Annotated in this window: 18 protein-coding genes; 1 reads left to right on the top strand and 17 read right to left on the bottom strand. The window is 34.0% G+C overall.

Annotated elements, in window-relative coordinates; all coding sequences use genetic code 11:
* The 15 genes from ACN5L8_RS09090 to ACN5L8_RS09020 all read right to left on the bottom strand — a co-directional run bounded on the left by ACN5L8_RS09090 (position 1) and on the right by ACN5L8_RS09020 (position 12,529).
* Positions 1–843, bottom strand: coding sequence for a hypothetical protein (locus ACN5L8_RS09090; protein ID WP_419172858.1), 843 nt, complete (start codon positions 841–843; stop codon positions 1–3).
* Between the two features lie 7 nt (positions 844–850).
* On the bottom strand, positions 851–1,945 hold the full coding sequence (locus tag ACN5L8_RS09085; protein WP_419172857.1) for a hypothetical protein: 1,095 nt from the start codon (positions 1,943–1,945) through the stop codon (positions 851–853).
* Positions 1,942–2,895 carry a radical SAM protein gene (locus ACN5L8_RS09080; RefSeq protein WP_162929707.1) on the bottom strand — a complete coding sequence of 318 codons (954 nt, stop codon included), beginning with the start codon at positions 2,893–2,895 and terminating at the stop codon, positions 1,942–1,944. Before ACN5L8_RS09080 ends, ACN5L8_RS09085 begins: the two co-directional genes overlap by 4 nt.
* On the bottom strand, positions 2,853–3,782 hold the full coding sequence (locus tag ACN5L8_RS09075; protein WP_419172856.1) for a radical SAM protein: 930 nt from the start codon (positions 3,780–3,782) through the stop codon (positions 2,853–2,855). The genes ACN5L8_RS09080 and ACN5L8_RS09075 overlap by 43 nt, the downstream gene beginning before the upstream one ends.
* Positions 3,772–4,710 carry a radical SAM protein gene (locus ACN5L8_RS09070; RefSeq protein WP_120405526.1) on the bottom strand — a complete coding sequence of 313 codons (939 nt, stop codon included), beginning with the start codon at positions 4,708–4,710 and terminating at the stop codon, positions 3,772–3,774. The genes ACN5L8_RS09075 and ACN5L8_RS09070 overlap by 11 nt, the downstream gene beginning before the upstream one ends.
* A 2-nt stretch (positions 4,711–4,712) precedes the next feature.
* Positions 4,713–5,654 (bottom strand): radical SAM protein, encoded by a 942-nt coding sequence (locus ACN5L8_RS09065; RefSeq protein WP_120405527.1) that lies wholly within the window; start codon positions 5,652–5,654, stop codon positions 4,713–4,715.
* A gap of 6 nt (positions 5,655–5,660) precedes the next feature.
* Complete coding sequence (locus tag ACN5L8_RS09060; RefSeq protein WP_419172855.1) at positions 5,661–6,692, bottom strand: radical SAM protein; 1,032 nt, start codon at positions 6,690–6,692, stop codon at positions 5,661–5,663.
* Complete coding sequence (locus tag ACN5L8_RS09055) at positions 6,682–7,602, bottom strand: hypothetical protein (protein WP_120405529.1); 921 nt, start codon at positions 7,600–7,602, stop codon at positions 6,682–6,684. The genes ACN5L8_RS09060 and ACN5L8_RS09055 overlap by 11 nt, the downstream gene beginning before the upstream one ends.
* Before the next feature lies 1 nt (position 7,603).
* Positions 7,604–8,140 carry a hypothetical protein gene (locus ACN5L8_RS09050; RefSeq protein ID WP_162929709.1) on the bottom strand — a complete coding sequence of 179 codons (537 nt, stop codon included), beginning with the start codon at positions 8,138–8,140 and terminating at the stop codon, positions 7,604–7,606.
* Positions 8,141–8,390: 250 nt separating this feature from the next.
* Entirely contained in the window at positions 8,391–8,999 is a 609-nt protein-coding gene (locus tag ACN5L8_RS09045; RefSeq protein ID WP_120405531.1) for a hypothetical protein, read from the bottom strand.
* Positions 9,000–9,021: 22 nt separating this feature from the next.
* On the bottom strand, positions 9,022–9,573 hold the full coding sequence (locus ACN5L8_RS09040) for a hypothetical protein (RefSeq protein WP_120405532.1): 552 nt from the start codon (positions 9,571–9,573) through the stop codon (positions 9,022–9,024).
* Positions 9,563–10,780, bottom strand: coding sequence for a radical SAM protein (locus ACN5L8_RS09035; protein ID WP_120405533.1), 1,218 nt, complete (start codon positions 10,778–10,780; stop codon positions 9,563–9,565). Before ACN5L8_RS09035 ends, ACN5L8_RS09040 begins: the two co-directional genes overlap by 11 nt.
* Positions 10,780–10,995, bottom strand: coding sequence for a hypothetical protein (locus ACN5L8_RS09030; RefSeq protein ID WP_120405534.1), 216 nt, complete (start codon positions 10,993–10,995; stop codon positions 10,780–10,782). The genes ACN5L8_RS09035 and ACN5L8_RS09030 overlap by 1 nt, the downstream gene beginning before the upstream one ends.
* Positions 10,985–11,989, bottom strand: a complete 1,005-nt coding sequence (locus tag ACN5L8_RS09025; protein WP_419172854.1) for a radical SAM protein — start codon at positions 11,987–11,989, stop codon at positions 10,985–10,987. Before ACN5L8_RS09025 ends, ACN5L8_RS09030 begins: the two co-directional genes overlap by 11 nt.
* A 12-nt stretch (positions 11,990–12,001) precedes the next feature.
* On the bottom strand, positions 12,002–12,529 hold the full coding sequence (locus ACN5L8_RS09020; protein WP_120405536.1) for a hypothetical protein: 528 nt from the start codon (positions 12,527–12,529) through the stop codon (positions 12,002–12,004).
* 58 nt (positions 12,530–12,587) lie between these two features.
* Here ACN5L8_RS09020 and ACN5L8_RS09015 point away from each other — a divergent pair, with 58 nt between their 5' ends.
* Positions 12,588–12,959, top strand: coding sequence for a hypothetical protein (locus ACN5L8_RS09015; RefSeq protein ID WP_120405537.1), 372 nt, complete (start codon positions 12,588–12,590; stop codon positions 12,957–12,959).
* Here the strand turns inward: ACN5L8_RS09015 and ACN5L8_RS09010 are convergent.
* Positions 12,928–13,656, bottom strand: coding sequence for a hypothetical protein (locus tag ACN5L8_RS09010; protein ID WP_419172853.1), 729 nt, complete (start codon positions 13,654–13,656; stop codon positions 12,928–12,930). The two genes, ACN5L8_RS09015 and ACN5L8_RS09010, sit on opposite strands and share 32 nt — an antisense overlap.
* Before the next feature lie 164 nt (positions 13,657–13,820).
* Positions 13,821–16,007 (bottom strand): 3-dehydroquinate synthase family protein, encoded by a 2,187-nt coding sequence (locus tag ACN5L8_RS09005; RefSeq protein ID WP_419172852.1) that lies wholly within the window; start codon positions 16,005–16,007, stop codon positions 13,821–13,823.
* Position 16,008 lies beyond the last annotated feature (1 nt).

The following is a 16,008-nucleotide window of genomic DNA, read 5'->3' as shown; positions in this document are numbered from 1 at the left end:
TTAACTGTGTCCTTTCATTCGTTTAAAATAAGCGATCTTTTCTCTAACTTTGTCATATTTTGAGCTTGGATATAAATGTTCATGCCAGAAATAAATATCACCTAATTTATCCTCAGGAAAAGTATCTACAGAAGCATAACCTTCTCCAACTTGATAATACTCAATAGTTTCAATGGGAAAAGCCTTCTCATTATATGCACGATCAATAACGTATTCTTCGAGGAAGTACTCACGTACATTTTGACAATACTTTTTCCAACGTTCATCACCATTTGTTTCATGAAGTTTCATAAGTTCCTCATAGAAGTACTTATAAAAACCTGAGTCACGACGAGATATAATAAATCCAGTGTCTAATGGATTATCCCAATCATCTCCCAAAAAGCGTTGATCTAACTTTGACACATCATCATACTTTCCTACAAGCACATGACCTTTTTCATAGACCTCACGAATGAGATCAGGACGTATCGGCTTAATTAAATTCATATCAAGATCAATATGAATGAATATATCTTCTTCTAGTTCATCTTCTAAAATCATCCCACAAAAGGGAACATTCACAAACCCCGAGGAGAAGCTCTGTGTAACTTCATGATACTTTTCGATATATGTTACATTTAATTCCTCAAGCTTCTTCTTTGTTTCACCACTAATCACATTTTGAGTTGGGCAATATGTATAGATTGGAATGTCTTTTAAATCACCAGCATTCTTACGCCAACTTTGAAAACATAAGATTGCTTCATCTTCATAATGACGTTGAAACTCAAAATCGATCCCCATGTCATCGTTAGTGCATTTCTCATTACTTTCAATCATTGTTATTAATGCAATCTTCATTTAAATCCTACTTAGTATAATCAATGTATTCATCTTCTCTTTGAGTATCTAGTGTTGAACAGTGAATACCACCACCAAAAATCTCACAATTTTCAAGTGGCACTGTATGGACATTAAAACCCTTATTATCTAATAGCTCTATGACATTATAAGCCTTTTCATTAACTAAGACATTCTTTTCATCCAAACTAATAATATTAATATCCATTCCTCGCGTACTCGCTAACTGAATATCAATATCTGTCATTCCCTGTTCAATAACAGGCTCTACTTGATAGTCATCAGGAAATAAGCAATCCCAACTTTTGAATTTTTCAGGAAGAAGTTCTTTTATATTTCGATACTTAGGATTTACAAGAAAAGTCCCAGGCTTTAAACATATTAGAACACCATCGATGTGATTATCCGCAACATTAACGATATGAAAGTTACTTTCTGGAAATAGAGACTTTATCCATTCAAAACCAAGATAGTGATTATATGAATTAATATTAACAATAACATCCTTACCTATTCGTAAAAACTGGGCCCCATCAATGGCCATCGTATATTTATTACGATCAAAATTTTCATAATCACGCTTGGTATTCCATGGCGTTAAATCCATTGTCTCTTCCACAAGTCGATTATTTGGGGATTTTAGCCATTTTCCACCACGACCACCATCGAAAAGTTGATTGTAAACCTTATAAAGCAACGTATTCTCAAAATAACGATTTCTTACATAAGTAGGGGTTTCAATTATACAATCGCGATAGACAAGAGATACATCTCTCACATTACTTGCTGCCGACAATTCGGTCTTATAATCTGGTGTCTTAATTGTAACAACTTGAGACAAGTGATCTGGTCGATAAGTTTTCACACCAAGTTCTTCTAATTTCTTAGAAAGGTCATCTAACTGTTGATTTCGCTTAACAAGTAAATCGTGGTTCACATAGTACTCTTCACCTTCATGCTTAAGTCTGTCATAAACTGCGTGTGTTAAGTTTTCACCGTAAAAGTGCTGAAAAGTAAAGTCTGCTACTCTCTTACTTATTTCTAATTCACGTCCTACAATCACGGATTTTAGTTTTCCAAATGATGTATTACTACTAATCATGATAACTTCCTTATTGACTCGATGTTATCATAACTAAAATCACTCATATAGAAGTCACAATTAAGCTTACATTGAGTTGTATTTCCCAATGCCTGATAACAATCACAAAAGCTTCTCGAAAATTTAATAAATTCACTATAAAAATCGAAACTGCGTTCGAAGTTATATATAGATATTGGCGCTATTTGCGTTTTCGCATATATAAATGAAACACAAGGATAACAATTACCATCGGAGTTTATATAAATTCTCTTAAACCAAGGTTTTACTTTTTTATTGTAACTATTCTCATAGAGAAAAGACATATTTCCTAACTCACTTTTATTTCTTGGTGGCCTAACCTTTTTTGTAACTATTGTTGTGTCCCTAAAGATTAACTCTAACCCAAGACGATCACGAACCATTTTATAGGTTTCAGATTCAAAGCCTTCATTATTAAGGTGACGTGAATAAATAGGCTCCACATTAATTCCATGACTGATGGCATACTCAATATTCTTAAACACCTTTTCAAGGTCCCCACCGACACGTGTTTGCTCATGAATAATTTGATTTGGACCATCAATAGCGATTTGAAAAATAATATTCTTATACTTTGATAAAGCCCTAAGATCTAACTTCTCTAAATTTTCACCATTTGTCGCAATGAGAACATCGTTATCAGTAAAACGCTCTCCTAAGGTTTGAAGTATAGAATCAATACGTGAATGTTCTAAAGGTTCCCCATCGTTTCCACAGATAAAGATCTCTTTTGGATTAAAATCTTTGATTATAGGAAAAACTTTTTCAAAATCTAACTCTCTTTTATTTGGATGCTTTGATGGAAGGCTAGGGCAGCCCTGACACTGCAATTGACAGCTATTATTTAAACTAAGCTCAATAAATTCGACAAACTTATTATAAAGCATTACAGAATCTCGAGGTCCCACATATCCATAAGTTTTTTGCAATTTTTCTCACAGATTTGACAACATTCGTATTCAAAATCTTTAATCTTCTTATAGTCGAGATCCCATTCTTCCTTACGACTTTCCTCTAGCCAAATATAACATGGATAAACTCGTCCAAACTGATCAATATGTATACTTCGGTTATGAAAGGAGCGACAATCGATATCATAATCATGCTTACCATCAACTTTGTCCTGCCATTTCTTTTTGGCTGATTCAATAATGACATCGTACTTTCTCTTTAATTCAGGTGTGATAAGCATTTTATCAAGATTAAATGAATTCTTATAAACACTTAGATCTCGACGATATAGAGTTTGTGTTAAATTTATATTACTAAATTCTTCTAATAATTCATCCATGCCACCAGACTCAAGATCATGAGCATTATAATCAAAGAGAATATGCTGAATATAATCAACCTTGTGTACATTGGCCTCGCGGAATGCTTTTGCATTAGCTCTAATATTGGCTAGACTAGTACCCACTCGATAGATTTCATGAAGTTCTTGAGTAGAACCACAAATAGTAAAATAAACACTGTCCCTTTCAGTTAGAATTTTTCCTAATTCTGCCCACCATTCTGGATTATGAGTGTCTCCATTAGTACAAATCTCAATGGCAATATTACGCTTTATGAGATACCTGCATAGATCATAAATATTACGATATAGTGTAGGCTCAGTGAAAGCTCCGACTAAATGGACATACTTTGCATTAGGAAATTGATCAAGCTGATCAGTGATTTCATTTAAGTGACGTTCATTGTACTTCACATCAATATGCTTATAATTTCGAGCACAAAGAGGACATCTGGCATTACAGGTCCCAGTGAGATCAAGCTCAATCCTGATACTTCTTGAAAGTGCATCGTAGTTAGCAGACAAAGTCCAACTCCATTACGTCTATAATCTTTTGTATTCTTTTTTCACATTTAAAACAGTCTTTAAACTTAAAGCTTAAAACTTCACTATAATCAAAAACTTCACCAGAGAAATGCCCTGGTCCTTCATATTCCGCGTGGCCATAGCAAGGTGATATTCGGCCAAATTGATCGATATAAACTTTCCTATCTCTAAGACTCATACACTTTATTTCAACTTCTTTCTTTTGTCCGGGCTTTGGGCGAATATTAAAAAGTGCATCAATGGCCCTCTTTCTTTCGTTCTCTGGTCTAATTAAATCTTTATCAAAACTCTTAATATATTCATTAAACGTTCGTTGACCTTCAGTATCGACAAATTTAGTAGCACTGAAGCGATCTATAATCTCCTTCATCTCTTTACTTTCAAAATCATCACGATTGTATTTGAACATGATATGTTGGATATGATCAATTTTATCTTTATTAGTCGATATAAAGCCCTGGTGATTATCAAGAATTTGTTTAAGTTTACTTCCGACGCGATATTTTTCATGGAGCTCTTGAGTTGAGCCACAAATAGTAAAGTACACACGATCATTAGATGTTAAAATTTCACCAAGCTCGGCCCACCACTCAGGAGTGTGAGTGTTTCCGTTGGTAAACAATTCGACAGCTACACCTCTTTTAACAAGATAGCGGCAAAGTTCTAAAACATCAGGATACAATGTCGGCTCAGAAACAGCACCGGCCATATAGAACACTTCAAGATTTTTAAAAGAATCGAGTTGTGCAATGACTTCTTCGAGAGAACGTATATTTCTTTTTAATAAATGATCAGCATGAGCATAGTTTCTTGTACAAAGTGGACACTTGAGATTACATGTACCAGAAAGGTCCATCTCTACTTCCCAAATCTCATCACGATGTAGTGTTGTTTTTTTACAACCCATAATTATCCCATTCTCTCTAATCCATTATCTTCTAGTAACTTAGTTGTCATGGATTCGCATTCGTAACAGAAGTCATATTTAAACTTATTAATCTCGGTATAATCTAAATTAAATTTTTCACCAACATTATAAATTCGATACAAAAAGCATGGAAATATTTCTCCCCACTGATCAATTGCAACAAAACGTTCCTCAAGGCTTTTACACCTCATACGACAGCTTATTTCACCTGTTTTATTCTTTTGATAACGACGCTTGGCATGTTTAGAAATAAGATCATAAGTTTTTGCAAGTTCAGCAGTCATCTTGATGTCATTTTCTTTATCTTTAATGAAACCGAATCTTTCATTATATGGAAGAGTGTCGATATTATATTCTCTTGAGAAACGTGAAATGATCTCTTTCATGGCAGGGCTTTCGTAGTCCTCAGCATTGTAATCAAATCTTATATGTTGAATATAATCGATGTCGTACTTACAACCTTCTTTGAAAGCCTGATGATTATCTAATATTTGTTGAAGATTTGATCTTACACGATACTTTTCATGTAACTCTTGAGTAGAACCACAAATCGTAAAATAGACATGGTCACGTTCACTCATAATACCACCGAGTTTGCTCCACCAGTCAGTCGTGTGAAGAGATGCATTCGAATATAATTCAACCTCGATTTCTCTTCCTACTAAGTACTCCATAATCGTAAAAAATTCTTTATGAAGCGTTGGCTCTGAAATGATACCGGCCATACAACACATTTTAATATTTGGATATTCATCAAGTTGAGCAATTATTTCAGCAGCTGGCCTTTCGTTGTACTTAAGTAAATGCTTAGCATTTACATAGCTCCTAGTACAAAGAGGACAATCGAGATTACAGGTTCCTGTAAGTTCTAACTCGACCTCTAGGATATCTTCTTTTGAAAGCGTATTTGGTAATTCTTCCATATCTACCTACTTATATTCACATTCAGGATATTTTCCACGACGAAAATAGAGAACATCATCAATTTTCTCACCTTCGACAGGATAGACATCTTGAACTTGGCTTATCTTTTTCTCAACTCCATCACAGATGAAGAAGAATTTGCAACCAAAGCACTTTTTGTCCTTTGTATATGTATGTTTTCTTTTTTTATTTGCTACTTCAAAATACTCTTTTGTATCAATTTCTTTTGCTTCAACTTTTTCAACATCATAGGTATAAATATTCCAGTCATCACGGTCATATATATGTTGATAAATACCAACTACATATTCTTCATATCCCTCCATAAAACAATAAGGGATGTAGCGAACATTTATCAGGATATTTTCATCAAGTGTATCAATTGCTTTCTTTATATATCGGCTTAGGTGCTCATAGCTTTGTGATTCAAGACGATTTGCATCTTCCCAATAATTTAAGGGTAAGAAGTTAAGCTGATATGGCCTTATCTTATTAATCAGTTCGACATACTCATGTAGTAACGATGCATTCTTATCAGTGACAGTACAGTTGATGCGAACTTTAATACCGATTTCTTGACAATTTGAAATGGCCTTAAGCATGCGACGAAAAGCACCTTTTCGTCCCACCATCGAATCGTGATTTTCTTCATTAACACCATGAAGACTAAATAATAGCTCCGTTAATCCATGTTCTTTTGATTTTTTACAGAATTCGATATTTGCAAATTTTGCACCATTAGTAAGTGCAGAGATATTAGTAAAACCTAGATCTCGACAATAGTCTAAAATCTCAAACCAATCACGGTGGACAGAACTTTCACCCCCACTTAGATCAACCTCTCGCATACCGCATTGGTATAATTTTTTTGCTCTTTCCTTAATTATCTCAATGGGAGTTACCTTATCGAGATCTTTGATATAATAGCAGAAGAAACATTCATAATTACAGAATGTTCCTGTATCGAGCTTTGCTCTCTTATTGAATTTATCATCTATTAGCCTCAAACCAGAGTGGCTAAAAATATTATAATCCAATATGTTCTCCCAAGATATCTAGTATGGGATCGCCCTCTTTTAGAAATATTGATTCAAAATCATTATCAATATCCCACTTTCTCCAGTAGAGGCCTTTGTCTTCATCCCAGTAGTCTATATTATAATACACAACCTCTTTTTCAAAAAATTTACACTCTGAGATCATTCGTGGGCTACAGTCAAATTTGCGTGGAACGGGCGTATAGATATATCTATCAAATTTCTCAAATAAATCTGGCACGGGCATCTCAGGGAACTCAAAACGCTCAGAGAGTCCTTCTAAACGTCTCTGAGGACGGTTTTCTTTATTAGTCAGGCACATGAAATTTCCATCATACTTATCTAGAAGGTCTAAATACATCTGATCTGGAATATTTCGACAATTTTTTGTGCCATATAGTAAATTACAACGTACTGTTTTTACGGGTTTTTTAAGACGATCAAAATTGATTCGCTTCTTATAATCAATAGCATTCTTACAATCACGATAAATACGCTTATCTTGAAGAATAAATACATTATCCTTATCGTTATCTTGTAGCTCCTTATCACCACAAGCAAAGTGAAATATTTTATGCGCTAAGATATGCTTACTTTCCAGAGACTTAGCTCCTCCATCGGTAAAGAGGATATTGTTTGCATGTATAAGATTAGGTCTATTTACAAAGAGAGTATCCTTTTCAAGCTGGACCAACTCTTCATCAGAAATAATATACTTGTCTACGACTGTCTTCTTGAAAGTTGGCCAATCAATATCTTCACATAAGAGTATCCCAACTCTCATATACTCTTTTAAAAAGAAATAATAATCAATAACTTCATATGTGTGTCCACATAGACCATGATTATTTGCACTCCAGCTATATGTTAGCCAAAGATCATAATTTTCTTTATCAAGTCTTAAAATCATACTATTCCAAAAAAGCTGAAATTAACTTATCGTCATTAGTTAACTGATAAGTAGCAAGTCCATTTTCTAAAATATCATTATACCTTAAAATAACAGAGTCTTGAATCCCATTGGGAATAATCTCAATCTCTTTACCATAGTAAAAAGACTCAGGAATAAGCCTATTATTAGTGTCTGGACGGTTTCCTTGAAAGTATAATAGTGTATCAAAATGCTCATGTAAGCGGTCATGATGACGATTAGCCTCCTTATAAAGCTTCTTACGATCATGATATTTTTGTGGGATCTCGATATTCTTATAGTCAAAAAAAGGTGAAACAACGAAGACATTATTATCGATAACATCTAATTTTCTATAATGATTGAATGAAAACTTTAAAAGTTCTTTTTCATCATAAGTTTGGTAATCGTAATAACCAAAATAACGACAACTTTTCTTCTGAAATCTTTTTAAAGGGTTTGCAACGTTAGAATAAACAAGTAAATCACATGGAATTATTTCCCCGAGCCCTTCTAACGTATGAATATCTAAAATCAAACAAAGCCTAGGCCTTAATTTATAAATATCATATACCTTTTGAGTAACTATAAAAGAGTCATTATAATCCTGAGGATAATTATACTTTTCTTTAAAGATTTTTATATATTTAAGGCGTTCTTCTTGCGAACAGTTATGAAGGACAAATTTCACTTCACTGCTTTGAGACCTTGTATAGAGAAAGTACTCAAAGCAGTAAAATAGTGTTCCATTTATTTTACGATGATCTTTTTGTAAATAGAGAATAACTCTAGAAGAAGGTTGAATAATAATCCTCTAAGAACTTATTTGTTAAGCCTTCGATTTTTTCAATATCATCTTCTTCACCGATAAGCTTTCTAAAATGATCAAACTTCTTATTTAAAGCAGCAACCCTTTCAATTTGATCTTTCGTGTTTAAATAATCTTCTAATTTTTGGATAAGTTCTTCGTTACCTGTTTCTAAAATCTCTAAATATTTTGATTCTCTATTTTCAGCAGTAATAAAGAATCCTTTGTCACAAAGTTCATTATTAAGGCACATAAAACTATAAAATGTATAACCACTTACTGAAGCAAGGTCATGAGTCACAACCATACGGGCCTTTTTAATTGCAGATTCGCGAGCATAATTATGATCATTCTCGTCGCCTTCAATTAATCTAATCTCATGTGGCATTACTTCATTATATTCAAGAGGCTTCGTGATCCTTACTTCAATTCCCTTTTCAATAGCATGCTTAATGATAGAAGAAGAAACCGCTGAAAGGTTTAACAATTTCTCATGTCTCTCAATTGGATCAAGTGTATGAGGAAAAACATTTGTCACATACCAATGTGATCCACGATCTTCAACTGAAGCAACATCATATAACATCATATTTAAATCCTTTTAAAATATCTTAATAGTGACAACCACAATTATTGTGGCATGCACAAACAGCGTTACAATTACAGTCTGTATTACAAATACAGTCGGCTCTTAAAGTATTATAATAATTTAAAATCTCTTGAATATGGGGCTCGACGATATGTTGACCTGTTTTATTCCAAGCTCTTGTACCAGAAGTCCCGGAAGCACTCCCATCGTCAGAAGTCTTAGGTCTATTATCAGCAGGAGAAGGATTTGCAGCACTCCATACTGAGTCATTTGCTGGCGACATTTGATTAAGACGACTTACCATATTGGCCGTAACAGAATTAGTAATTTGAGTACCAACACCGTATGAGTTAGTTGGAGTACCTGGATTATACATTGCGTGTGCTCTTCTAGCTGCCATCTCTGCAGAAATAACATCTCTAAGAGCTTTAACGTGCGTACCATATATCTTAGCACCAATTGCAATATTTATATTTAATGTGTGTGTTCTATTTGAAGAACAAACTCCTCGGTGCCCTGAACATGTTGACGTTCCTCTATTATGATAGGAACAGTGTCCACCACTACATGCCATTTGCCATCTCCCTGTTTCTATATTCCTCATCAGTTTCTGCATGTAAAGCAAATAAGTGCTTCTGTACTGCGCGGTCAATTTCTCCAAAAGCTTTAAAGAAACCACAAAGTTCATTAACCCAATTATCTGTCCACTTAGCGAAAAAGTCCGTTTTTTCACTCTTCTCATGACTTGCAACAGGACAAATCATACAAGTCGTGGCAACACAGTCCTTACAATCTTTATGGATTTTCTTTAATGGTTCTTCAAATTTCTTTGTATAAGCACTAATCTTTTGGACAAATTCTTCATCATGGATATCGCTATACGCTAATTCATCCTTATGTTTTGAATAGATAGCACCGTGACATGCGTAGAGATTTCCTCTTTGATCAATTGCGGCCATATTATAACCAGCAGAACAATGCTTTCTATTATCTTCTCCACCAAACCATGAACAAAGATAGCGTCCATTTTCACGGTAAAATTCAATTTCACGCTTAGCAATCTTTAAGAACTCACTTCTAAAGATTTTTACCGCATCTTTTTTCTCGTCTAAACTAAATTTTGTAATATAGTCGATAGTCGGTGAGTAATTGATATTAATATTTTTTGAAACCTTCCAAAGAAGTTTTTGAATATCATGATAATCTTCCCAACATTTATAAAGACTATCCATACTGTCAATTGGAAGGGTTGCCTTCATACTCACATTGATACCAAGGTTTGCTAACTCATAGAGGTTATTAATTACTTGATTACTAGATGCCTTCTTATTCTTCATCAAACGGTAATTATCATTAACCGCTCGTCCATCATAAGATACCTGAACATGAAGTTTAGACATATCAACATTATCAATAATTTTCTTCATATTGTGCATATTGAATGCATTTGTATAAAGGTGAAAATCAATATTATCGTGTTCACGATATTGATTCATAAGATCGATAATAAATTTTGGATTTAAAGTAGGCTCACCACCCCATAGAGAGATATTTAGGCCATCATATTTTGCCTGAAACCATTCCTTGTCTTCAAGGATACTATCAATCCTTTTAAAAATTGTTGGAAGATCGTTATCAAGCCTTGCCTTGTCAACTTTCTCTCCTTCAAAACAATATGTGCAATTAAGATCACATAGTGCAGAGGTTGTAATTTCAAGTGTGAAGTAATTCCTTACGCCACCTTTTGCTTTCGCTGGGTTTTCAATATTATAAGCTACCATTATTCAATCTCCGTATTCATGATTTCATCCAAGATGCTATCGAGTTTATCTTCCGAAACCTTTTCCTCTTCAACTTTTATCATTGCTAGAATTTCATCAGCATCTTTTAAAAGTTTGTCAGAATACTCAGGTGCAATTGGATGCATATGCTTACTAGCTTCATAAAGATGTTGTGCAGCTAGATACATACTTCGATTCAGTGCTTTAAGATTCATAAATTTCTCGCTTCAAGATTCGTTTAAAATATTCATTCCCTTTCAAAGTTTTAATCATACGTTGTACTTCTTTATAGAAGTGCTTATACATAAAACAAATACTTTCAATTGGGCCTTCATTTTTTATGTTCTCATACAAACAGCCTTTTCTACAGTAATTTTTTACCGAACAAGACTCACAAGCTGCCATATTTTTGTATTCTGGAATTTTAAGATATAAGTCGTCATCTTTGAAGCGATTACAGGCAATTAGCTTATCTTCAGAGAAGGATAAATGAGTATCCCCGGCACCACAATAATCAATGCGCACATCTTTAGCTGTGTAGCGTAAAATATGCCTTAAATATGTGAGTATAATTTTTGGCATTTCAACATTATCAACGTTTTCAATATACCAATCGACCAGTTCACTAAAGCCAAAATTCACCTCTTGTGCACTTTCATTGGTCCAAACATCCACATCTCGAATTAATGTTAAATCAGGATTGAGATTAAGGACTTTTTTAATATAGAGATGATTTTCTAATAAATTATTATTTCCAGAGTAAATCATTGAATGACACGAAAGGTCATTTAACTGTTTTATTATTGGGAGCTTTTTTTGATAAAGATAATTGGTACCACGGCCATCATGCTGATTGCGATTTATATCCTGCCATAGGCCATCATATGATAATGAGACTCTAACTTTGTTAGCATTTAAAAATTCAACTTTTTCATCATCAAGTAAAAGACCGTTGGTTGGCATATAGAATTGCACATTGGGATCATCTTTTAGCTCTTTAGTTACTGTAACGATTTTATCCCAATGTAGGAGAGGCTCTCCCCCATAGAAATCTACTTGAATAAGCTCTTGTGGGTTTTTAGAACGTACTTTCTCATAGGACTCAAAGAATAAGTCAGTATTAATTGACTTCTTTGAAAGCTTATCAACATTGCAGTAACTACAATCTAAGTTGCAAGCTTCCGAGAAAGCTATTGATAAGACAATCATTTGAATCCTTTATTATTTAACCTTCACCCAATGGCGTCCATTAACATCAATAAACTTCTTACCATCTCCGAAAGAATCTTTTAATTCCTTCTTTTTATATATTGCAACGACGCGCTCAGGAAAGTTTTGTTTCTCTTCTAAAGTCATCTCTGTTAGGTTTCCATTTTCGTCATTAGTCAATGGAGTTCCACATGGGTATTCATCATCAACATATGCTAAAACCCAACCAGCTACTGCAATTGGTACTTCAACACCAGCATTACCTTGTCCAACACCAAAACCAAATGTATCAGAAGCTACCCCAATTACACTCAGCTGACACCTTTCAGTACAAATTCTAGCACCTTCTATTGTATCAAAGTAGCATTTCCCTGGTATTAAATCATCATTAAGTAATTGAAAGTCAGCAACATCATTCCAAACAGAGTTCCAGACCTTATCCGCTACGAATTCACCACTTTGTACCCTTAGATCAGGTCCAGATGAACCATTTGTAATAGTACCTGTCGAACTTATAGTACATGGTCTTAACAGCGCCATAAAATCTCCTTCAATTAATTTTTTATTGAAAATTATAATTATAGTATATAATAGGATCATGAAACGAAGAAATTTTATTTTCACTACATTATTTTCTCTTTTCACATATAAGGCCATGGCCCACTCTATTATGAGATTAAAGAAAACAAACACTGGTAACTTACTAATAACTAGTGATAATGATACTTGTATCATTCTTAAGAGTGGTATGACTTATGAACTTCCCATTAAACCAAAAGAAATTCACTCAGTTATACATTTTCGCGTAAGAAAAACAAAATGGGGAAAAAGTCCTATTATCAATCCACACAATAAAAAGATTGCCAATAAAAATGGGCTTTTTATTGTCGAAGAAAAAGTTGATCTAAATTACTCAAGAAATTTTTCTATGCAATATATCAACGATGATATGGGCTGGATTGTAGTTTAGTAGACTTTCCTAGAAGAAAAATTATCCCTATCAATATAATATTCGATACAAATTCCACCCTCATTGTTAAGACAGTTAACAGATGAAATATTATAATAAAACTTGCCCATAGATAAAGGCATGTGCGTTTTTTGAAATATAGAAATAAACCCGAAAGTTCTAAGATTACGATCCCTAAACCAATTAGAAATAGAATAACACTTGGGATTACATCTATGATCGGCCAGCTATGATTAGTTAAAATATGTGATTCCTTAATAATCTCTCTTAGTCCTTCTAAGTGAAAATATCCAAGGCTTTCATTAAAAAATGCTTTAAATGAATAAAATAATTTCCAGAATCCAGACATAAAATAAATGAGAACAATGGTAAGTTTAGAAAAGTCTAAAATTGCTTTGTCACTTTTTTCATCTCTTCCTTCAAATATAAAAAGAATAGAAATATAAAACCAAGCAAATAGATCATGATCAAAATCGGCACCATTTGTTAATGCGATAATTAAAAAGAGGAAGCTAGAATATAAAATACGAAAGTATTTACGTAAAAAGGAGCCTATTGAACCAAATATTGAAATGGCCCAAAGTATGATTAGCGGAGTGATTGAATTAAATGAGGGTAGTAAGCTTGCAACCCAATTACCAGAGTTTTGAACTTCATAGCCTTCATAGAGATACATACTCACAAGTGGAAAAGTCATGAGGTAAAATATCAGAGATATCGTACTTAACATCTACTGGCCTCTCGTTGTACTAAAGAGATTCCAACTAAAGAAAGGATATACGTTTCCTCTATAGCCTATCGACTCACATAGAATTGATAGTGATATAAAAAGAATCGTAAAAATCAATTCTGCTTTTTTCACTAATTGATAACCTCAAAGAAATTTGGAAATGATTTTTCAACACATTCTGTATTTTCTAATTTTCCTCCACCATTAACAATCTGATAGAGGTAAGAAACCATAACCATACGATGATCACGAGGAGGTGTTATGTCGACGACACGTCCATCAGCTTTTCTTCCTTCTATTTCAAGAAGATCATTTTCTTCATCATAATGATGTTTGATATCGTATAGCTCCATTAAATCCATAACTGCATTTAAACGATCTGATTCTTTATGAACTAAAACTTCAACACTTCTAATTATTGAGACACCATCTGCATAAGATGCGAGAAAACAAAGCGTCGGAATAAGGTCGGGACAGTCTCGACAATCAATCTCAAAGCCATTTAAATTTTCTACACCATTAAACAGAAGCCCGTCTTTTGTAAAATCGAAGTCTCCACCTAGCTCTTCTAATAAACTTATAAATTGACTATCTGCTTGGAATCGATCAATTCCCTTACAATTCTCAACAAGCACAGGTCCAGACATACATGCATATGCTAGTGGATAACCAAGAGAGCTAAAATCGACAGGAACTTCAAAGACTTGTTCTCCACTTTTAAATCTTTCGATTAGATTTAGTGTCATCTCCCAATATGGACGACTTGTGGACATATTGACTGGCTCCACATCAATATCGTTGGGAGATAAGGCCATTGCCAGTCCCGTTGCAAACTGAGTTGATCTTGAGCAATCAACTTCATAAACACCTTTTGATATATTAATTGGCCCTTGAACTTGAAACCAATTTTCTTCATCTCTTAAAACTTCGACATCTAAATCATCTAGTGCCTTTTCTAGTTCGTCCATTGGACGATCAAACATTTTTTCACTTGGTATCAGATTATACTTATTATTTCCAAGCGAAAGTAATGGGATTAAAAAACGATTTGTTGTTCCACCATCTCCTGAGACAAGGTTAATAACTTCATCAGTCTCAATTTCACAAGCAGGAAAGGAGCCCTTTATTGTGACACTTCTTCCCTCTTTATTGATCTGTAAACCAATATGCCCAAGACAATTAAGCATATGAATAACATCTGTAGATTCTGGAAGATCTAATAACTCAATGTCTTGTGGAAATATAGCAGCTAAAACAAGCGCACGATTAGCAAAAGACTTAGATGAAGGAACGCGGATCTTCTTAATGAAATCCTTTGTTGCTCCTTTACCGTGGGCATACTCCATTAGTCGCTTTCTTATTTCATCCAGAGACACTTCTTGAATGATAGGCTTGCCTATCCCTGAAGGTAAAATTACTTCAATTGTATTATTAGCAACGACTTTTTTATCTTTTGCAACATATTCCATAAGCTCATCAATAGGTAAATTATCTTGCCACGGACACATAAGAGCATTTAGACCAAAGACATGAGCAAATTGATTTAGGAATTCACTCTCTTCATCTCTTTGAAAGATGTTAAATATAAGCTTAAGCCCCCAAAATACAGCAACTCCATGCGGTAGTTCGTAAACTTTTTCAATAGCGTGTCCTAGTGTATGTCCTAGGTTTAAGATCTTTCGAATTCCACCTTCTTTAAAGTCTTGATCGACTATCTCTTGCTTATAACGAGCACAGCGAATTGTAATTTCATCAAATGATGCTTCATTATTGATAAGGTTAAAAACCTCTTCATCTAAGAAGAAGTACTTTGCTAATTCCCCAAGGCCAGAGATAAAATGATCTTCTGGTAAACTTTGGAGAAACTCAGAACATATATAAATATTATCTGGTAAGTAAAAAGCTCCGATTAAATTCTTACCAAAGGCTGAATTCACTGCAACTTTTCCACCGATACTTGCATCAATCATTGAAAGTAGAGTTGTTGGAATAACACTCCAGCTAATTCCTCGTAGGAGCATAGATGCAACAAGACCAGCAAAATCAGAACACGCCCCTCCACCAATAGCAACAAGGTGGGCCTTACGATGAATGCCTCTTTCTAAAAAGAATTCACATGCTTTTTCGACTTCACTTAACTTCTTACAATCTTCTCCGCCAGGAGCTATATAGATATCTACTCCATTCTTAGGATCTATTAGATCTAAGTAGAGATCATTAACATTAGAATCAATGATAATTAGTATCCGATCTGAATCGATCTCATTAATTATAGTATTAATCTTTTGAATATCACTAAAATGCTTAATTTCAGACAAT

It is taken from the genome of Halobacteriovorax sp. (assembly GCF_048381875.1).
GTDB lineage: Bacteria > Bdellovibrionota > Bacteriovoracia > Bacteriovoracales > Bacteriovoracaceae > Halobacteriovorax_A > Halobacteriovorax_A vibrionivorans.
The sequence above is the reverse complement of the archived record's forward strand: the minus strand, read 5'-3'. Positions and strand labels throughout refer to the sequence as shown.